At 67.5% G+C, this 18,541-nt stretch carries 21 protein-coding genes; 18 read left to right on the top strand and 3 right to left on the bottom strand.

Annotated features, from left to right (window positions below; all coding sequences use genetic code 11):
* Nucleotides 1–3: 3 nt before the first annotated feature.
* The 4 genes from OHA64_RS15570 (at nt 4) to OHA64_RS15555 (ending at nt 4,699) form a co-directional block, all read left to right on the top strand.
* Entirely contained in the window at nt 4–1,107 is a 1,104-nt protein-coding gene (locus OHA64_RS15570; protein WP_405613307.1) for a hypothetical protein, read from the top strand.
* Nucleotides 1,104–4,037, top strand: a complete 2,934-nt coding sequence (locus tag OHA64_RS15565; protein WP_405613305.1) for a hypothetical protein — start codon at nt 1,104–1,106, stop codon at nt 4,035–4,037. The genes OHA64_RS15570 and OHA64_RS15565 overlap by 4 nt, the downstream gene beginning before the upstream one ends.
* Nucleotides 4,038–4,042: 5 nt before the next feature.
* Complete coding sequence (locus OHA64_RS15560; protein WP_405613303.1) at nt 4,043–4,252, top strand: hypothetical protein; 210 nt, start codon at nt 4,043–4,045, stop codon at nt 4,250–4,252.
* A gap of 243 nt (nt 4,253–4,495) precedes the next feature.
* Nucleotides 4,496–4,699: a cold-shock protein gene (locus tag OHA64_RS15555; RefSeq protein ID WP_405623990.1), complete on the top strand. Its 204-nt coding sequence runs from the start codon at nt 4,496–4,498 to the stop codon at nt 4,697–4,699.
* Between the two features lie 119 nt (nt 4,700–4,818).
* Here OHA64_RS15555 and OHA64_RS15550 read toward each other — a convergent pair whose 3' ends face one another.
* Nucleotides 4,819–5,385 carry a hypothetical protein gene (locus OHA64_RS15550; RefSeq protein WP_405613301.1) on the bottom strand — a complete coding sequence of 189 codons (567 nt, stop codon included), beginning with the start codon at nt 5,383–5,385 and terminating at the stop codon, nt 4,819–4,821.
* Between the two features lie 219 nt (nt 5,386–5,604).
* Between OHA64_RS15550 and OHA64_RS15545 the strand changes: the two genes are divergently transcribed.
* Together OHA64_RS15545 and OHA64_RS15540 are read left to right on the top strand one after the other, a co-directional pair.
* Complete coding sequence (locus tag OHA64_RS15545) at nt 5,605–7,206, top strand: ISL3 family transposase (RefSeq protein WP_405613299.1); 1,602 nt, start codon at nt 5,605–5,607, stop codon at nt 7,204–7,206.
* Between the two features lie 56 nt (nt 7,207–7,262).
* Entirely contained in the window at nt 7,263–7,694 is a 432-nt protein-coding gene (locus OHA64_RS15540) for a DUF4259 domain-containing protein (protein ID WP_405623988.1), read from the top strand.
* 193 nt (nt 7,695–7,887) lie between these two features.
* Here OHA64_RS15540 and OHA64_RS15535 read toward each other — a convergent pair whose 3' ends face one another.
* Together OHA64_RS15535 and OHA64_RS15530 are read right to left on the bottom strand one after the other, a co-directional pair.
* Complete coding sequence (locus OHA64_RS15535; RefSeq protein WP_405613297.1) at nt 7,888–8,343, bottom strand: hypothetical protein; 456 nt, start codon at nt 8,341–8,343, stop codon at nt 7,888–7,890.
* Nucleotides 8,344–8,358: 15 nt separating this feature from the next.
* Complete coding sequence (locus tag OHA64_RS15530) at nt 8,359–9,993, bottom strand: restriction endonuclease fold toxin-2 domain-containing protein (RefSeq protein ID WP_405613294.1); 1,635 nt, start codon at nt 9,991–9,993, stop codon at nt 8,359–8,361.
* A 131-nt stretch (nt 9,994–10,124) separates the two neighbouring features.
* Here OHA64_RS15530 and OHA64_RS15525 point away from each other — a divergent pair, with 131 nt between their 5' ends.
* From OHA64_RS15525 to OHA64_RS15470, 12 genes are all read left to right on the top strand, one after another.
* The gene (locus OHA64_RS15525) at nt 10,125–10,448 is read left to right on the top strand and encodes a hypothetical protein (protein WP_405613292.1); all 324 of its coding nucleotides are present in this window, start codon (nt 10,125–10,127) and stop codon (nt 10,446–10,448) included.
* 40 nt (nt 10,449–10,488) lie between these two features.
* Nucleotides 10,489–11,337 (top strand): peptidoglycan-binding protein, encoded by an 849-nt coding sequence (locus tag OHA64_RS15520; RefSeq protein WP_405613290.1) that lies wholly within the window; start codon nt 10,489–10,491, stop codon nt 11,335–11,337.
* A gap of 30 nt (nt 11,338–11,367) precedes the next feature.
* Nucleotides 11,368–11,622, top strand: coding sequence for a hypothetical protein (locus tag OHA64_RS15515; protein WP_405613288.1), 255 nt, complete (start codon nt 11,368–11,370; stop codon nt 11,620–11,622).
* A gap of 179 nt (nt 11,623–11,801) precedes the next feature.
* Nucleotides 11,802–12,389, top strand: a complete 588-nt coding sequence (locus OHA64_RS15510; protein WP_405613286.1) for a hypothetical protein — start codon at nt 11,802–11,804, stop codon at nt 12,387–12,389.
* Nucleotides 12,390–12,605: 216 nt separating this feature from the next.
* Complete coding sequence (locus OHA64_RS15505; RefSeq protein WP_405613284.1) at nt 12,606–12,950, top strand: hypothetical protein; 345 nt, start codon at nt 12,606–12,608, stop codon at nt 12,948–12,950.
* A 23-nt stretch (nt 12,951–12,973) separates the two neighbouring features.
* The gene (locus tag OHA64_RS15500) at nt 12,974–14,065 is read left to right on the top strand and encodes an AAA family ATPase (RefSeq protein ID WP_405613282.1); all 1,092 of its coding nucleotides are present in this window, start codon (nt 12,974–12,976) and stop codon (nt 14,063–14,065) included.
* Nucleotides 14,066–14,097: 32 nt separating this feature from the next.
* Nucleotides 14,098–15,225: a PD-(D/E)XK nuclease family protein gene (locus OHA64_RS15495; protein WP_405613280.1), complete on the top strand. Its 1,128-nt coding sequence runs from the start codon at nt 14,098–14,100 to the stop codon at nt 15,223–15,225.
* Between the two features lie 88 nt (nt 15,226–15,313).
* Nucleotides 15,314–16,294: a helix-turn-helix domain-containing protein gene (locus OHA64_RS15490; protein ID WP_405613278.1), complete on the top strand. Its 981-nt coding sequence runs from the start codon at nt 15,314–15,316 to the stop codon at nt 16,292–16,294.
* A 105-nt stretch (nt 16,295–16,399) separates the two neighbouring features.
* Entirely contained in the window at nt 16,400–16,849 is a 450-nt protein-coding gene (locus OHA64_RS15485; protein ID WP_405613276.1) for a hypothetical protein, read from the top strand.
* Between the two features lie 84 nt (nt 16,850–16,933).
* Complete coding sequence (locus tag OHA64_RS15480; RefSeq protein WP_405613274.1) at nt 16,934–17,584, top strand: hypothetical protein; 651 nt, start codon at nt 16,934–16,936, stop codon at nt 17,582–17,584.
* Nucleotides 17,584–17,802, top strand: coding sequence for a hypothetical protein (locus tag OHA64_RS15475; RefSeq protein WP_405613272.1), 219 nt, complete (start codon nt 17,584–17,586; stop codon nt 17,800–17,802). The genes OHA64_RS15480 and OHA64_RS15475 overlap by 1 nt, the downstream gene beginning before the upstream one ends.
* A 209-nt stretch (nt 17,803–18,011) precedes the next feature.
* Nucleotides 18,012–18,494: a hypothetical protein gene (locus OHA64_RS15470; RefSeq protein ID WP_405613270.1), complete on the top strand. Its 483-nt coding sequence runs from the start codon at nt 18,012–18,014 to the stop codon at nt 18,492–18,494.
* Nucleotides 18,495–18,541: the final 47 nt, after the last annotated feature.

Genomic DNA, 18,541 nt, shown 5'->3' with positions numbered 1-18,541 from the left:
CCGATGGCGTCGCCGTCGTACCGCTACCTCACCACCGACGCGCTGACCAACAAGGTCCTGGCCTGGGATCTGCCGCTGACCGGCGTCGAGTTCGGGCCCGCACTGTCCGCGACCGGAAGCCTCACCGGAGCCGTGGAACCCCGCCTGGCCCATCTGGTCCGCTCCCAGCTCGACCCCGGCAACACCAAGATCTACGCCGAGCGGGACGGACGACTGCTGTGGGGCGGCCTGATTTGGCGAGCCGACCCTGAGGGCCAGCAGCTGCACATCGAGGCCTCCGGCTGGGGCTCCTACCCATACCGGCGCTACGACCTCCACGGCCAGCTCAACGGACGCGGCCCCTACACCTACGCCGACCCCTGCAAGGTCATCCACGACGTGTGGGCGTACTGCCAGGAACAGCCAGACGGCCAACTCGGCATCCAGGTAGACGACACCACATCGAAGGCCACGGTCGGCACTCCTGAGGACCCCTACCGGATCGACTGGTGGGACACCCCCTCGCTCGGCGACGTCATCGAGGACATGGTCGCCGTCGAAGGTGGCCCCGAGTGGACCGAGGAAGCCGCCTGGCAGAACGGAACCCCGCGGGGCCGTGTCCGTATCGGTTGGCCACGTCTCGGCCGCCGCCGCACAGACATCCACTTCGAGTCCGGCGTGAACATCGTCCAGGCCGTACCGGTCGAGTACGACGCCGACAACCTCGCCCAGGTCGTCATCGCCCTCGGCGCCGGCGAGGGCCGAAACCGGCGCCGCGCCGTGGACGCCGTGCGTAACGGGCGGCTGCGGCTGGAGCACTTGCTCGAGGTGCCGGAAGAGAAGGCGAACGACCGGCTGGCCGCCCGCGCCCGCACGGAACGCATCTCCCGCCAGGTCATTGGCGAGGTCACCGAGATCACCGTCCGCGATCACCCGTCGGCCCGCTTCGGTTCCTGGCAGATCGGTGACGACGTACGGGCCCGGGTCCACGACCAGTGGACCGACTTCGACGCCTGGTGCCGAATCGTCGGCTGGCAGATCCGGCCAGCCTCCGGCGAGGACCCCGAGCAGGCCGTCATCCAGCTGCAGCGCGCGGACCGCTTCACCTACGGGGGAGGAACGGCGTGAGCAGCGAGATCGCCCGCCTGGCCGCCCGCGTCGCCGCACTGGAGCGGCAGCTCACCCGCACCACCCGTACCGCACGCATGGCGTACTCGTCGATCGAGGACGGCGCGATCGAGGTCTACGACAGCGACGGCGCCCTGCGCGGCAGCCTCGGCCTCCAGGACGACGGCACCGTCGGCTTCATCGCCCACAACGGCCCGCCGCCCCCTACACCCACGGCGCCGACAGTCGAGTCAGCCCTGAATGGGCTGACCATCACCTGGCCGGGAACCTGGACGGACGCGGAGACAGCACCGCTGGACCTGGCCGAAGTCCAGGTCCACATCTCCGCAACCGCAGACGCCGAGCCGGACACGACTCGCCCTGTGGCCGCGTTCCACACGGCGGTCGGCGGCAGCGTCACCATCGCCACCGGCACCTACGACACCGTGTGGGTGCGCCTGATCGCGGTCAACTCCTCCGGTACGGCCGGAGATCCCTCGACAGCCGTACCGGGCCAGGCCCGCAAGGCCGTACCGGACGACCTCGGCAACGCGATCATCGACGAAACCAAACTGGCCCGCGGCGCGGTCACCGACGCGGCGCTCGCACTCGGGGCCGTCAACTCCACCGCCCTCGCCGACGGCGCGGTGCTCGCCGAAAAGCTTGCCGCCAGCTCCGTAACCCTTGGTAAACTCGCGAACGGCGCAGTGACCCTTAGTGCGCTCGGCGGCGCGCTGGCGGACGCCACCAGCCAGCGCCTGGTCGACGCGATGGGCGAGGCCGCTGCCTGGCAGACCACCGCCCAGGGCGTCGGCGCCACCTGGGCCCACCTCACCGGAGTCCCAGACGCACCGACCGGCCAGACCGTCGGCGAGGCCAAGGGCTACATCCGGCTGCGCGGCACGACCCTCGTGCCGTACGAGCCCGGCGTCCTGTACCGAATCAGCGCACGCGTCCGCGCCACCGCCCAACTCGGCTCCGGCCCGGACTCGGTGCACGTCGGCGTCCTCGGAGTCGGTGCAGACCAGACCACCCTGGTCAACCGGACTGGCTCCAACTCCCCGAACAGCCACTACTACATAGCGGCGTCGGGACGCTCACTGTCGACCACTGACGGCTGGGTCACGGTCGTCGGCTACCTCAAGGACCGCGCGGCGACCGGCGCCTCGGGCTCCGCCGGCACCAACACCGACCCGCGCTCGCCCGGAGCCGTACACGAGGCCGTCCGCTACATCACCCCCTACTTGTGGCTCAACTACATCTCGGCCAGCGTCTCCGGCTCGACGGCGGTGATGCAGGTCGACGCCGTGGCCATCGAGGCACTCAAGACTGGTGTCGTCGACGCCACCAACCTGGTGAGCGGATCGGTCACCGCGGCCGCGCTCACCGCCGACTCGGTGATCGCCGGGAAGATCGCAGCCGACGCCGTCACGGGCAGAGAGATAGCCGCGAACTCGGTCACGGCATCCGAGATCGCTGCCGCGTCGATCTCCACCGACAAGCTGGTTGTCGCGGGCGGCACCAACGCGCTCAGCGACCCGTCGTTCGAGGGCGCCTACACCGCGGCGATCGCCAAGAACGAATGGTCCGTCGTTTCCGGAGGCAACGGCTCCGCGAAGGCCCTGCGCGTCGATGCCGCAGCCGCGACCGCCACCACACGCTCCCTCAACCTCACCAGCCTTCCGGTCCTGAGTGGCGATCAGCTCTACCTCGCCATTGAGGCCAGGGCGTCCACCGACTGGGCGGGGCAGGCGCTGAAGTTCTACGCCCGGTGGCTGGACGGCACGGGTGCCACCATCGGCTTCGGTGTCGCCCAGATCGACACCCCCAACCGCGGCACCTGGCAGCGCGCCGCCGCGACGATCACGGCGCCGGCGAACACCACCACGGCCTCGGTCTGGGTGGAGTCGTATCAGTCGACCGCTGGAGAGGTGCTGTGGGACAACGCAGTCGTTCGGCCCTTGGTGCCAGGGGTACAGATCGCCGACGGCGCCATCACCGCGCCCAAGCTCCTCGCCGGAGCGGTCACCACCGACAAGCTCGTGTCCTTGGCTGTGACCGCCGAGAAGATCGCGGCACTGGCCGTCACCACGGACAAGCTGAGCGCGCTGTCGGTGACCGCCGACAAGATCGCCGTCAACGCGATCACGGCAACGAAGATCGCCGCAGGTTCGATCGAGGCCACCCACATCAGGGCCGGGGCGATCACTGCGGACAAGCTTGACGCTGACGCCATCAACGGCAAGGTCGTTACCGGTGCGACCGTACGCACGGCAGCGACGGGCAGGCGACTCGTCCTCAACCCGTCCTCCGACTTCCAGCCTGCCCTGGAGATCTACTCGGACTCCTCGTCGGAGAGGTCACCGGGGCGGGTCCGCGCATCCGTCGTCGACATGGGTACCTGGGTGCAGCCCGAAGTCGTACTGGAGTCGCCCCTGGTGGCCAGTAGCAGGGCGGACGTCACTCTGCGGTCCCCGGAGGTGAACGGCAAGGGTCTCGTACGACTGGAGCCCTCCGACCAGCTCGACGGCCACGCGCACGTCACCGCTCAAAACGGCGGCCCTAACGACGACTCGACGGTCACGCTCTACGGCTCGCGCGGCAGCAACGCGGGCGGCGGCTACCACTCCATGGTCATCAGGGGCGCCGGGATCACCTTGTACGGCGGCACCCGCGAGATGACGTTCACCGACGGTGTCCTGCGGACCCCGAACATCGTGACCGGCACTGCGACGATCCACCCCGCAGCGAACACGCCCACATCCGTCACCGTCAGCGGGCTGAGTGTCGCGGGCACCACCTTCCGCGCCTTCGTGACCGCCAGTTCCTCCGTCCCCGGCTCGGTAGTGGAGTGCACCGCCTCCAACGTGACCGCGAGCGGCCTCACGATCTGGGTGAACCGTACGAACACGACCACCACCGGCGTTTGGTACCTCATCATCGGGAGCTGACCGACATGAACTACCCCTACCCCACGGAGATCGCCGACCTGCCGTCCGCGACACTCACCGCGATCTGCCGCACGCGCGGCTGTCCAGCCGAGGGCCTCCCCTTCGAGGGCACCTACTTCGAGAACCCCGCGCCGCCCATGTACCGGGGGCAGTGCGGGCGGTGCGGACAACCGATCACCGATCTGCGAACCAGTAACGGGGCGCTGCTCGGCTGAGCCCGTGACGGACCCCGCTCCCTCGAGCAGATGCCGTTGGCGAATTGCCTACCCGTTGGCCGGCCCGGTCCCACCTCACGGAGGGCCGTGACGCGGCGAGGTTCATCCCCATGAGTGAGGTGCAGGGAGGATCGCGGATTTCCACGCGGCGGAAGGAAATGATCAAGTGCCGGAGTCTGCTCTGTTGGGCTGCGGCCGGGGCGTCAAGATCGCGCCGTGGCATCGAATGAAGGACTGGGACCGATGGCAACAGGCACTGTGAAGTGGTTCAACGCTGACAAGGGGTATGGCTTCATCAGTCAGGACGATGGCGGCGCGGACGTGTACGTTCACTTCTCAGCCATCCAGACCAACGGTTACAAAAGCTTGGAAGAGAACCAGCGGGTGGAGTTCGAGGTCACCCAGGGGCAGAAGGGCCCGCAAGCAGAAATGGTCCGCCCCTTGTAGCCCCTCTTCGTTCTGCCTGCGCTCTGTTCCACGCGATGGCCAGTGGAACAGAGCGCAGTCCCGGTATCGCCAACAGCATCTCAAACAGAGAGCAGGGCGCTCATGCGTGCGACGGCTGACTATGCCTGGGCGAAGCGCCAGGCTCCGGAGCCGCTCTGGCGGTTGGCGTAGTAGCTGGTGAAGGCGGTGTGCAGGCCGTTCCCACCAGGCGCGCCGCCGCCGCTGATGTCCAGCCAGCCTCCGCTGGCATTGTTGTAGTTGCTCAGGATGTGCACCCCGTCGCCGACGCGGATGGCGCCGTCTTGGGGCGAGGAGGTCTCGGCGAAGAGGAACCACTCGCCACTGGTGCCCACACGGTTTGGCGTCGCCGACGTGTGGACGCTGTACTTTTCGCCGGTGGAGGCGGCGCCCGGGACGCCGTTCACGTCGAGGTAGGACGTGTTGCCGTACTGGTTCACCAGGTGGACGAGGTCTCCCGATGTCACGGTTGTTCCGTCTGCCTTGCCGCTCGCCGAGGCGATCTTCCAAGTGCCACTGAGACCGCTGCGCTGGGCGGTCGAGGCCGTCTGGACCGCGAAAGCAGCACCGGGCTGCGCGCCTGCGGTGACGTCCAGAAAGCCGCCCGTCCAGTTCGAGTAGCCGTTCTCGAGGCTGACCGCGTCCCCGTACTTCAGCTCATTGGCCATGGCTCTCCCCTTGCCCTCCCTGCACAGACCCACGGCGGGCCCGCGCACCGTGCATCCCGAGGCTGCCCTGGCAAGAACCCTGGTGACTTCAAAAATCGGGTTCTGGCTCAACTTCTGTGACGCGGCCACGCTGAGTAGCAGTCGAGCCTCTTCGAGTCGTACGCGAAGTCGCCCGAAACTGGTCCGTGGACAGGGCAGTCGGGCCGACAGTTCGGGACCGTGGAAGAGGTCGCACTCCGGCTGAAGGAGTTGTTGTTCCCGTCGATCGCGGACGTCGCGGTGCTGTCGGTGGACGTGAGTATCAAGAAAGTGCGCGTTGATGCGCAATGCATCGCGGATGGCGCCGTGTGCCCGGTCTGCGGAGTCTGGTCGAACCGTGTTCATGGTTCCTACCTGCGGTTTCCCGCTGATGTTCCGAGCGGTGGCCGAAGCGTTGTCCTCCAGCTGAGGGTCCGTCGGTTCGCCTGCGGGAATTTGGGCTGCACACGCCGTACCTTCGTCGAGCAGATACCCGGCCTGACACGCCGACACGGCCAGCGGACCGAACGGCTGCGCTCCACCCTGGCCTCGGTCGGTCTGGCCCTCGCGGGCCGGGCCGGGGCCCGCATCGCCCGCGTTCTCGGGGTGTCCGTCAGCCGTAGCACGGTGCTTCGGCTGGTTGACGCTCTTCCCGAGCCCGAGGTGGCCGCCCCGCGTGTGGTCGGCGTCGACGAGTACGCCACCCGCAAGGGCCGCCACTATGGCACCGTCCTGGTCGACATCGAAACGCGCCGCCCCATCGACCTGCTGCCGGACCGGGAGGCATCCAGCCTGGCGGCCTGGCTGGCCGAACGGCCAGGCGTTGAGGTCATCTGCCGAGATCGAGCGCCCTTCTTCGCCGAAGGCGCCTCCGTCGGCGCCCCGCAGGCTGTCCAGGTCGCGGACCGGTGGCACCTCTGGCACAACCTGAGCGAAGCCGCCGAACGGGCCGTCGCCCAGCACCGTCGCTGCCTGCGAGCTCTGGTCCCCGCCGCCCCCGAACCCGAGCCGGAACCCGCCCCAGAAGAGGAGCCGCCCGGCTCACCCTGGCCGACCGGCCACCGGTTCGCCGACCGCACCAGGGCCCGGCACGCCGCTGTCCACGCACTGCTGGAGGCCGGGCACAGTCGCCGCTCGATCCAGCGTCAGCTCGGCATGACCTGGCGGACCGTCAAGCAACTCGCCGAGGCCGCGGTCCCGGAGGAACTGTTCACCGGCCAGTGGCAGAACCGGCCTTCGGTCCTCGATGACTACAAGCCCTACCTGGACGACCGGTGGAACGAGGGTTGCACCAACGCCTGGAAGCTGTGGGAGGAGATCGTGCCGCTCGGCTACAAAGGCAGCTACCAGCGCGTCCGTGCCTACCTGCACAAGAAGCGCACCTCACCGCGACCGGTGACCGCCCGGCCACCGTCGCCCCGAACGGTTTCCAGATGGATCCTCAGCCGCCCGGAGACCCTCACCGAGCCCGAACAACTCCAGCTCAAGACCGTCCGCACCCAGTGTCCTGAGCTCGACGCCCTCACCCGACACGTCCGCTCCTTCGCGGGAATGCTCACCCAGCGCCAGGGCGAACACCTGCCAGCCTGGCTCGACGCTGTCCGGCAGGACGACCTGCCCAGCCTCCACACCCTCGCCGCCGGCATCGACCGCGACCTCAACGCCGTCACCGCTGGACTCACCCTGCCTTGGAGCTCGGGCGCGGTCGAGGGGCATGTCAACCGGATCAAGATGCTCAAGCGTCAGATGTTCGGGCGTGCTGGCTTCGCCCTTCTGCGGAAGCGCGTACTGCTCGCACAGTGATCGCAATGTCAGCGGCTGATGCGAAGATCCCGGCGCAACTACACGAGGAGATCAACATGGGCACCTGGGACACTGGCCCCTTCGACAACGACACGGCCGCGGACTTCGCCAACGCTCTCGACGACGCCAAACCCGAGAAACGCGAACCACTGATCCGTGGCGTCCTCACGCGCACCGTCGACGCCACCGGCTGGCTCACCGAAGGAGAAGAAGCAGTGGCGGCAGCCGCACTGATTGCGGCGCAATGCCCTGGCGGCGGCCCAATCAACACACCTTACGGCCCTGGAGAACCCATGCCCGCCTTCCCTGACGATCTCCGGACGCTCGCGGACAACGCCCTCGCTCGCATCATCAGCGACGAGGCTGGACCGGCCTCGAACTGGGTCGATCCGGAAGACTGGAAGCAGTGGCGAGCCGACCTCAACCGCCTTCGCACACTCCTTGCTCCGCCATCACTGTCCATCCCGATGTTCGATGTCGAGCAATGACAGAGCGTCACCCGCCACAAAACCTGAGCCAGAACCAACAACCGTGAAGAAAGCCACGGGTTCAAGGCAGCGAAGGTGCACCGGCCATGGTTCCTCTAGGAGAACGCCGTGAGGGAGGGCCGTCGCCAGCCGGTACTGACGGATCACCATTGCGGTGTCAGCCACCAGGTGTCTGAAGTCTGACTGCGCTGCCCTACTCGGCGCCAGCCGCTGCCAGGTGATCGCGCATCACGGCCTCGATCGCCGCGGCGTCGCCTGTCGCCGGCAGGGGCCAGGGGGTCTCGTCGCCGTTTTCCATGACGAAGCTGCTGAGGAAACGCACGCTGACCGGTGAAGGCACAAAGGAATCGCGGAGCCACTGGGCGAACAGTGCCGCCTCGTCAGCGGTCACATCGACGAGGCTGATGTGCGCGTAGTCCGGAGCGGGCATGGCGGCGGTACCCGTTACAAAGACTTCTGGCGCCACCTCGATCTCGAAGTCCAGGACCGGAGCGTCGCGCAGCGAGGACGTGTTCATGTCCAGGAACGGGTCCGGAAACGCCCTCTCCAGCGCATCCTTGAACGTCTCCAGAGACGCCTGCCACGCGCCCGGGTTGTCCTCGGGCGGAGCGAAGACGAAGTTCGACCTGATGTTGTGCTCGACTGCCACAGAAGTCCCTCGATCTCAGGGTACGTACCGCGCGGTGCCGGTGACGCCGTTCATGGCCATCATCGACTCCCAGTACGGTGCGCCGTCCTTGCCGTTGGTCACGATCTCAAGCCCGCGGATCTCGGAGTTCGCCGGGTTGGCCATCGCACTCTTGTACCTGCGAAGCTCTGCCTCGTCACCGCGGTACATGCCGTCGATGAGCGGATCAAACTTCGGGTTGCCCTTGGCATCCACTTTCACCGGCTTAGCGAGGGTCTCGTTGACCCGCTCGATGCTGCGGAAGCTGCGCTTCTCGCAGTCGGGGTCACGGACGTGCTTTGCCTCGACCAGGTAACCGTCGGCCGGACGAATTCCGTCCACCATGAGACCCCGCTTGCGACCTACGAGCGGCAACTCGCGCTCCGGATACCCGGCCACGCGCAGTTGGTAGGCGTTGTCGGGGTTGCCGGGGCCTCCGCCACCGGCGAAGCCGCCGGTGTTGAGCGAGTTCAGCCACGTCCGGAACTGCGGCTGCTCGCCGGAGCTGAGGAGGCGGGTGGCGCCGGGCTCGGGCGGGATGGGGTCCTGACCGGGGATGGACGGGTCGACTCTGTTGCTCATCTGCACGATGCCGGGAGCCTGACCGCGGGACGAGGCGAGGACGAGCGGCACGGGCACAGGTACTGGCACCGGGAACAGAGGCAGCCCAGGAAGCCCCGGTCGGTCATCCGAACCGCCAGGGAGCTTGACGCGCTGCTCGGACGCGTCGAGAGCGTGAGCGACATCGCCGAGCCGGTGGATCCAGGGATCGTCGAGGACCGCGTCGAGAAGCCCGCCGTCGTTCCCGTTGCCGCCGAAGATCGGCGAACCCCACGGCGCATCGATGTGGAATGGATCCAGCTTGTCCTGTTCGATCTTCTTCTTCGCGTCCTCTACATGGTCGGCGTACCGGTCGCACGCCTTGGCAAGCTGCTGGCACGCGGCCACGAGATTACCCACCAAGGTCTCGTCCTGCTGGGCCTGATCCGGCGGGTGCGCGAAGCCGACGAATCCCTTGAAGTAGCTGCGGAACGCGTCTGCGGCCTCGCCCGAATGCGCCTTGTCTGCGGTGTGCGCATACGCCTGGGCGTCCTCCAAGAAGCGCAGCATCATCTTCCCGCCGGCACGCCAGGACACGGCGACATCGCGCAGTTTCTCCGGTGAACCCCGGAAGCGGTCGCTCATGCCGCCGGGCGCGTACTGGTCGTACCAGGCGGTGTCACCGACGACCTCCGGAAGCTCCTGGCCCAGGCCGAGGAAGCTCTCGGTGCAGTCCGCCCCGGGATCGCCCATACCCGCGGTCAGGTCCACCTGCTTGTTGAGGATGGCGGAGGCGACACGGCTCTCGTGAGCCATGAACTCGCGGACGTTGCGCATCAGCCCCTTGCCGGTCTCGCCCATCACGTAGGCGCTGAAGCCCATTTTGTCGAGTGTCGTGGCCGCCGCCGACTTGTACACCTTCGCGAACGCCTGCCCGGCCTCGTCGTCCCCGGCCATGCCATGCTGCCGGTCCAGCTCGTGGAAGAGCGCGATAGCGGTGTCCCGGGTGCCGACCATGACCGTGTCCACCATGCCCATGGACGCCTTGATCATGCCCTCGGCTATGACCTTCAGGTCCGGCGGCAATCCCACGCGCAACTCCTCCAGGCGAACACGCCCACCAGATAGGGCGCTTGGGCTTCCGTTCTATCGCACAAAGATCCCTGGGGCACAGACGGCCTAGACTGAGAACACGGCGCGGGGCCCCGATGGAGGACGACGCCGTGACCGAGCCTCAGGGCCAGGACCCCACACCATGGGAACTGCTGCGGGCCATGCAGCAGATGCGCGACGACCTGCGCGCTGACTTCGCCGCACTCGGCGCGAGGCTCGCCGAGATGGTGACACAGGTCCAATACGCGGCCGATCGGCGCACGGACGAGCTCAGGATCAAGGCCGTCGAGGAAGACGTCACGGCCATGAAGCGAGAGCGCGACACGGAGCGTCAAGAGGCCCGCAGCGTACGCCGATTGGCCCTCACTGCCTTGGCCGCCCCCGTGGTCGTGGGAGTGATCGTCGCGATCGTGACCGGCAAGCTCGGACTGTAGGCTCAGAACAGCAGGCGCGGGGGAGAACTAGGAACGCGCCATGCCTGATCTCTGGCTGCCTGGAGCCGAGCGGCACCCGCTCAGCGACACCGCACCCACCGACACGCAGTACGACCCACGCGTCATCTGGCACATCACGTGGGACAAGAACGCCAGCGCAGCCAAGCCGGCTGATCTCGTGTCATTCGACAAGCTCGTGCAGTACTTCACCGGCGGCGGCAAGGGAGTCGCGCCGCACCTGCTCTGGGATCCCTTCACTGGCAGGACCGCCCAGTTCTATCCGGCGAACAGCCGGGCCAAGTCGGTCGTCGACCTCGCAGGCGGCACTCGTACCAACCGCACCGGGAAGGTGTGTATCCAAGTCGAGACGTTGTTCTTCCCGTACTGCCGCGTGGACGGGAAGTCGTACGCGACCGTCCGGGACACTCCGGCCAAGGGTCTCGACAAGATCCTTGCCTGGGCTCGGAGTTGGGGGGTGCCGGACACCTGGCCCATGGGCGCCCCGGCCTGGAAGGCGAACCGCAGCGAGCGCACCTGGGAGGCGGAGGGCGGGCACTACGGCCACGGCCAGACGCCCGAGAACCAGCACACCGACCCGGGCCCTATGCCGAAGTGGCCGACCACAACGCCGACGACGCCCAATCCGGGCCCGCCGGCGTTCCCCGGCCGCACCGCCTTCGGCCCCGGCAAGTCGAACGCCTCGATTCTCTCGCTGGGCCAGCAGCTTGTGCGCAAGGGCTACGGCAAGCATTACCGCGTCGGCCCGTCCCGCGACTGGGGTGAGGCGGACCGCCTCAACGTCGCCGACTTCCAGCATGCCCAGAAGTGGACCGGCTCCGATGCCGACGGCTACCCCGGCCCGGAGACCTGGCGCCGTCTCTTCGCCTGATCTCTCTCACCAGTCCAAGGAGCACATCCCATGAACGTCTACGCTTCGCTGCTGCGCACTGGAGTCCCGGCCGCGGTCGGCTGGCTCGTCGCGGTGGCCCTCCGCCACGGACTCGATCTCGACGCCACGGCCGTCACGGGAGTCCTGACCCCGGTCGCCACCTTCTCCTACTACGGCGTCTTCCGGCTCGCCGAGGAGCACCTGTCGCCTCGGTTCGGCTGGCTGCTCGGCTGCGCCCGTCCGCCGAAGTACGAGAGCACGTCGCTCACCCTGCCGCGCACCTGACCCACGATGAGGTGACGTCGAGCAGCTCGAGAGCCCAGCATGGAAGAAGACCCCCGTCTCGCGACGGGGGTCTTCGACCTCTTGGAGACTCCACCCTATCGCCTCTCGGGAGGTGCGGACTCTGCTTCCACGCTGGTTACGATCTATATGCAAACGAGACGTGAGCTGGAGGCGATGGAGTGACAGAGGGCAAGGCGTCGGCGGGAAGGAAGCCGTACCTGGCCGGCGGAGCTGAGTTCGCCGCGCTGTACGACGTGAGGCGGCTCCAGGTCAGCCAGTGGATCAGCCGGGATCACACCCTCGACTACCGCTACGCCAAGATCATCAGTGGATCGCCGTACTGGCTCCTCCAGTTCGTGAAGGGCTTCGGAGAGACGACCCCGCGCCCGAAGAACCTCAATCAGACCGAGCTTGAGCGGCTGATCAAGGAGCAGGCCCCGGGCTACTGGGTGAGGGAGGTTGAGCAACTCCCCCCGCTGGTAGGTCAGGCCGAGTTGGTGGCCCTGTTCCAATTGCCGTCCGGGGAGCTCCTACGCAAGGCGATCAGCACGGGCCGGTTCCGGCCCGCCGACTACAGCTTGTCCGGATCGCCGATCTGGCTCCTGGAGCCGGTCGTTGCAGATGCCCCCGCGCTACAGGCGGGTGCGCGTGCGGTGGACTGGGCGATCGACGGCGAGGTCTTGGCCGCCCTGCGTGAGGGCAGTTACAACGGGCCCGGATCCAGGATCGTGCCGCGAGGCAAGGCGGCGAGCAAAGTCGCCAAATAGCCCCAGGTCAGAGGCTTGAGCGTCTTGATTCAACCTCTGGTTGCATATAGAATAGAAGCGCATTCGAGAGGGTGCGCTACGTCGACTTAGGGGGATCGTGCAGCAATCCAGGGGGCCGCCAGAGGGGTGCTCGGCCGCGCTGTCGATCGACAATCTCTCTACCCAAAGATAGATTCCAACACTCCAATGTTAAGGATCCATGTCTGGGGAGGAGTCTTGCTGATCGAACAGCCGCCGTTGTTCAGCACCATCCAGCCCGTTCGCCACCCCGCCGATGTCGGCAGCCTGACCATCCAGCAGCGATTTGAGGCGTTCCACGTGCTCAACCCCTGGGTCCTCAGGGCGCTGACCCGGATGACCGCCGACTGCGCGGAGAAGGGGTTCGGCCGCATCGGTATCGGGATGCTCTTCGAGCTCCTGCGCTACCAGTACGGCGCGGCGACCCGAGGCGACGAGTTCGCGCTGAACAACGACTACCGCTCCCGGTACGTACGGCTCCTGCTGGCCGAACACCCGGAGTGGACAGCCCTCTTCGAAGTCCGGGCCCTGCGCACGGACTGACCACGACCTCTTGGAGCCAGATCGTGAACGCACCAGCGGGCACCGCAAAGCCGCCCGCCGTCAAACTCAAGACCCGCAAGCCGACGGGGATCGTCCCATGGCCTCTCCTGCTCATCGAGGGCGAGGAGGGCGCCGGCAAGAGCTACGCGGCCGCCGAGTTCTCCAGTAGCGACCGCATCGGGCAGATGTACTGGATCGACCTCGACGAAGGGTCGGCGGACGAGTACGCGGCCATCGAGGGCGCCGACTACGAGGTCATTGACCACGACGGCACGTACCGAGACATCCTTGAACAGGTGGAAGCCGTGCATGCCGAGGCCCGGCGCGCGGCAGCTGCGGGGGAGCCTCCGGTCGTCCTGACCATCGACTCGGGATCGGCCCTGTGGCGGATGCTCACCAACTGGACGTACGAGCGTGGCCGCCGGACGAGGAAGAACCGGGCGCTGCTGCAGGAGGACCCGGACGCGGCGTACGACATCGGGCGGAACCTGTGGAACGACGCCACGGAGCGGTGGAACAGGATCGTCTACCTGTTGCGCACACTGCCTGGGATAGCCATCGTGCTGGCCCGCGGCAAGCAGGTAAGCGCGACGGATGACAACGGTCAGCCGATCCAGAACAAGAGCGAGTGGAAGGTGTCGGCCCAGAAGGACCTGGGCTTCGATTCGTCGTGCTGGGTGCGCATGACGCGCAACGCCGACCCGCAGGTCATAAAAGTCCGGTCACTGCGGATGCGTGTCGATCAGCGGAAGCCGCTGACGCTTCGGGACTTCACCATCGAGGACCTGGTCTTCAACCGGCTGGGCTGCTCCGTCCAGTCCCAGCCGCGCATCATGCCCGCGCTCGTCGGCGACCTTGTGCAGCCCTGGCTCGCCCGCGTCGCCGGGCTCACGGACAGGAAGCAGCTCGAGGCGCTGTGGCGTGCCGTCCCGGATCCGGTGAACCGCCTTAGCCACGACGAGATCCTCACCGTCCGGGCTGCCGCCGAGCAGCGTGCGGCCGAACTCGACAGCCCGCGACGGGAGATGGGGGATGGCCCGCTGTCCGACGCCGACAAGCTCCGCGCGGCCGCCCAGCGCAAGGCCGCTGAGCAGGACGCGGACGCCGAGCAGTGACCGCCCACGCTGACCTCTTGGAGAACCTCCCCATGTCCGTAGCCACCGTCGACGGCATCGCGCCATCCATCTGGGATGCCGCGCACGACGTGGACGCCCGCCGCCCTCGCTCTCGTCAGACCCAGCTCGGAGCGTCTGACACCGTGTGTGGCCGACGGGCTGCCTACATCCTGCACGGCGTCACTCCGACCGATCATCCCGACAAGCGAGCGGCGATCCTCGGGACGTTCATCCACCACGGGCTGCTGGAGTCGGCACGCACGGAGTACGGATGGCTGGTTGAACGCAGCGTCCAGGATGACCTGATCCGAGGGCACATCGACGTCGTCCAGCTCGACGCGGCGACCGCCGCTCGCCTGCCCGCTCGCCACAGACCAGCGATACCCGCCGACGTTGTCACCGTAGAGGACGTGAAAACCAAGTCCACGTATCTGTGGGACCGCGTTCTCCGCTACGGGGCCACGGCCGCCGAGCTGAGACAGGTCCAGTTGTACGCGGGCGCGCTGTTCGAGGTCGGGTTCGAGGACGTGCCCGGCCAGCGATATCTGTCCCGCCTGGGGCCACTGAACATCGCTCGTATCCGCTTCCGCTTCATCAACCGGGACTCCGGCGCGGAACACGTCCAGGAGATCGACTTCGACCCCCAGCGCGCGGCCGAGGCCCAGTGGTGGGTGGAACGTGTGCGCGAGACCGGCAGCCCGGAGGAGATGCCCCGCGACTTCAACGGGCCCGGTTTGGACGCCATCTGCGACTACTGCCCGTTCCGCTCCCTGTGCTGGCCCGGGACAGCTCCGGGCGTGCCCGAGCAGACCGCGCTCATCCGCAACGACGCCGACCGCGAACGGGCGCTCATCGACTACGTGAAGGGACACGAACTCGCCAGCGAGGGCGACAGGGTAAAGAAGTTCGCACGCAAGAAGCTCGACCAGTCCCCGGAGGGGATCTACGGCCCCAACAGGCTGTCCTGGCGCGGAGGCAACGACGAGGAGAAGGACGACGTGGAGGCGATGGTCGACCTGCATGAGGTCGCAGGAATCCCGGTCCCGATGGCGCCGGACGTCAACCGCATGGTCAAGAACCTCAAGGATGCAGGACTGGCGATCCCTCGGCGGAAGACCGGCAGGAAGACGCCCGCGGTCATCAACATCGCGCCGGCCTGACCCGACCCCATGAGTCTCAGCCCCGCCCGGGAACGACCGGGCGGGGCACCCCGTCCTGCCGCTGTGCCTGTACCGCCCAAGGGGAATCGTGTCCATCCAACTGATGATCGCTGCGGCCTACTTGCCGCCTGACGTGCTCAGCCAGAGCCAGAAACTCGCCCTCATGAAGATCGCGGACAGCGCCGACGACGAGACGCGCCTCGCGCGCCCCGGCCTTACCCGCCTCGCGGCCTGGGTCGGTGTGACCGACAAACGCGCCATCACCGTCGTCACGGAGCTGATAGCCAAAGGGCTTGTCGAGCGGGTGGAGACCGGCAAAGCGGGACGCGCGGCGGTCTACCGGGTCTTCCCCCTCGGGGTACCGCCCACGCCGACCACGCCGGAGCTCAAGGAGCGCCTGGAGGCCCGCAAGGCAGCCCCGAAGAACGCCAACAAGGCCCGCCCCGGCGTCACGCGTTCGGCCCCCGCAAAGCCTGCGATGACCTATCAGGACGTCGAAGACCGCGAGGCCGCTCGCCGAGAGAAGACCGAATCGCCGCAGGTCGAGGCTGGGTTCCACGCGGGGAACCCGGGGGAGGGGCCTGGGTTCCACGGGCGGAACCCAGATGGGGAGGACGCCCGGGTTCCACCGGTGGAACCCGGTGAGTTCCACGCGGGGAACCCACTGGGTTCCAGAAATGGAACCCCTTCCTTTCCTGGTTCTTCCTCTGTCCTTCCTTCACCCCCTACCCCCACGGCTGACGCCGCGGGGGAGCCCGCGTCCGCTCCACCAGACGACTCCGCCCTGCAGCGCGGTGAGCCGCCAAGAGGCTGCGCGAAGCACAGAGGACGCCCCGCCGCCTCCTGTCGTGGCTGCGGCACCAACCCGCGCGCGGGACGCCAGAGGGAGCAGGAGGAGGCCAAGGAGGAGGAACAGCGGGCCCACGGGCGCTTCTGGGATGAGTGGCATGGGGACGCCGCCAGACGCCGCCGGCGGGTTGAGGAGCACCCGGAGGCGACCGAAGAGGCGCGCAGAGCTGCGCGCGAGGCCGTGCGGGCGCGGAAGGGCGACAGTCAGCGAAAAACTTAGGCTCCCGAAAGGGAATTTCACCAGGAAATGCGGAAATCCACGATAATGCATATAGAATAGAACTACAAAGAGGGGGAGAAGCCTCCTCTCGACCGGGAGGGCGACATGAACTACCTGCCCATTCTTCGTCGCGGACACAAGGGCACGCTCATGCTCGACAGCAGCAGTGCCGCCCGCGAGCAGATCCACCGCCTCGCCGACCTCTACCGTCAAGACCCCAAAGGGGTCGGCGACATGCTCATCCAGATCGCCGACCTGAAGGATTTGGTCGAGTGTGAACGCAATCTCGGCGGGCTCGGGCACGCCAAGCCGGTGCGTGACGAGATCGTCGGCGAACTCCTCAACGACATCGGCGGCGCGGAGATCCACCTCGACCACCGCGAGAACCACCAAGCACTCATGCAGACCCGCGACCTCGCCCATCAGGCGCTGGACATTGCCGAGGTCGCCCACCAGCGGGCCGACGAGCTGGAAGTCCGGACCGCCCTCGCCCGGCAGGTGCGAGAGGAGCGGCGCAAGGCCCCCCGCCTGGTGTTCGTTGCCCGCATGCGGTGAGTGTGTCCGCGTGCATCAATCTGCCCTGAAGTAGATACCAACTCTGTACTGTTGATCTGCACACGACCTCTTGGAGAAGGAACTGTGAGCAACGAACTGGCGCCGATGGCCCCGATGCCCGTGCACAACAACACCGACGACCCGCTGTGGCGGACCGTGTGGAACGCGTACGAGCCGGTCATCACCGCGCTGCGGCGCATCCCGCTCGTGACCAACGTCGAGTCCGGGAACATGTTCGCCATCACCGCCGAGCTCACCGACGGCTCGCATCTGTGGATCTCCTCGGTCGAGGATCTGCCCATCGACCCGGGCGCGCTGGAGGGCTTCCACGTCAAGCGCGTTCACGACGACACCCCGACCGTCGACGAGCTGGTCTACGACTCCACCGACAGCGGAGACCAGTCGGAGCACGGAAACAACGTCGTCCCGCTCATCCAGGCCATCACGTCCTTCGTCACCGAGCGGCGCCTCGCGCCTCGCGTCATCGACCTGGTCTCCGTCCAGCTGCAAGCCGTGACGGCGCAGCACCAGCCGTTGACCAAGCTGCTCCAGGGCCCGTTCAACGACCGCGAGGCGGCCATCAAGGAGTACGGCTACGCCACGCACGAGCTGGTGGAGAAGGGCTGGACGTGTGTCCACGCGCAGGGCGGCACGGACTGGCCGCTCACCGTGTGGGAGCTGAACGGCGAGGTCGCCACCGTCTACCTTGCCCACGCCGGGCAGGCGATCGTCTGATGCCGCGCACCGAAGCCGTCCCGTCGAACACGGCAGAGGAGACGGGCAAGGGGCGCTGCGCCTGCATCATCGCCCACCCGCAGGACGACGACCAACGAGCCCGGGTCCGGGCCGCACTGGACAACGCGCTCGCGACCAACGACGCCCACGCCGTGTTGGTCGTCTGCATGCAGCTCCTGCCGCCCTGCCCGGCTCGCTACGAGGTGGTGGCGAGGTGACGGTGATGCACGCGCTCCTCGCGTTCGCCCTCGGAGTCGGCGCCGGCTTCACCGTGATCGTCATCGAAGAACTCCGGTGGGAGGCCCGCATGCGGGCCCCGCGCTCATGACCTGCGGCGAAGCCCACCACTGCCACGCCGGCCGCCCTTGACCGCGCTGCCCGGTCCGACGTCGGGCCGGGCAGTCGCAGACCTCTTGGAGAACACCCCGTGGGATACGACATCTACATCCAGACCCCCAACGGCAGACGTGCCGAAGGGGAGGAGAACCACTTCCGCTTCGAGGTGGCCCCAAGGCTGCGCGCGTTGGACACGATGAGCCACTTCGGGATGCTCGCCGAGCTGCCCTACCCGTCCATCCCGCTGCCCTCCGCCTACGGGCTGACGGACAGGGACCTTGAGCCCGGCGTCAAGCACGACCTGAACACCACCAACCGCATCGCCGAGTACACGTGCGCGTACCGCGCCGTCATGGACGCCGCAGAGCCCAAGCCCACAGGCATACCCAGGTACAAGCTCGAGTACAACGACGGTTCCCTCGTGACGGTCACCGAGATCACCGCGGCCCTCACTGCCTACGAGGCCCACCCGAGAGTGGCCATCACCGAAGTACCCATGGGTGACCCGACATGGCGGCTCTGGATCGCCTTCCTCCGCCGCGCCAAGGCCCACGGCGGCCTGCGCACCCACTGATCTCGACCGCTGCCCGGCCCCGCCACACGGGGCCGGGCCCTGCATGA

Origin of the sequence: Streptomyces sp. NBC_00076 (assembly GCF_045041235.1) — a bacterium.
Classification (GTDB): Bacteria; Actinomycetota; Actinomycetes; order Streptomycetales; family Streptomycetaceae; genus Streptomyces.
Note: the sequence above shows the minus strand (reverse complement) of the source record. Positions and strands in the feature narration are given on the sequence as shown.

Coding starts and splice junctions, on each gene's coding strand:
- OHA64_RS15540 (WP_405623988.1), top strand. CDS start 7,263: ATGGGCACCTGGGACACTGGCCCCTTCGACAACGACACGGCCGCGGAC.
- OHA64_RS15515 (WP_405613288.1), top strand. CDS start 11,368: ATGAACGTCTACGCTTCGCTGCTGCGCACTGGAGTCCCGGCCGCGGTC.
- OHA64_RS15570 (WP_405613307.1), top strand. CDS start 4: ATGGCGTCGCCGTCGTACCGCTACCTCACCACCGACGCGCTGACCAAC.
- OHA64_RS15560 (WP_405613303.1), top strand. CDS start 4,043: ATGAACTACCCCTACCCCACGGAGATCGCCGACCTGCCGTCCGCGACA.
- OHA64_RS15555 (WP_405623990.1), top strand. CDS start 4,496: ATGGCAACAGGCACTGTGAAGTGGTTCAACGCTGACAAGGGGTATGGC.
- OHA64_RS15475 (WP_405613272.1), top strand. CDS start 17,584: ATGCCGCGCACCGAAGCCGTCCCGTCGAACACGGCAGAGGAGACGGGC.
- OHA64_RS15495 (WP_405613280.1), top strand. CDS start 14,098: ATGTCCGTAGCCACCGTCGACGGCATCGCGCCATCCATCTGGGATGCC.
- OHA64_RS15550 (WP_405613301.1), bottom strand. CDS start 5,385: ATGGCCAATGAGCTGAAGTACGGGGACGCGGTCAGCCTCGAGAACGGC.
- OHA64_RS15485 (WP_405613276.1), top strand. CDS start 16,400: ATGAACTACCTGCCCATTCTTCGTCGCGGACACAAGGGCACGCTCATG.
- OHA64_RS15520 (WP_405613290.1), top strand. CDS start 10,489: ATGCCTGATCTCTGGCTGCCTGGAGCCGAGCGGCACCCGCTCAGCGAC.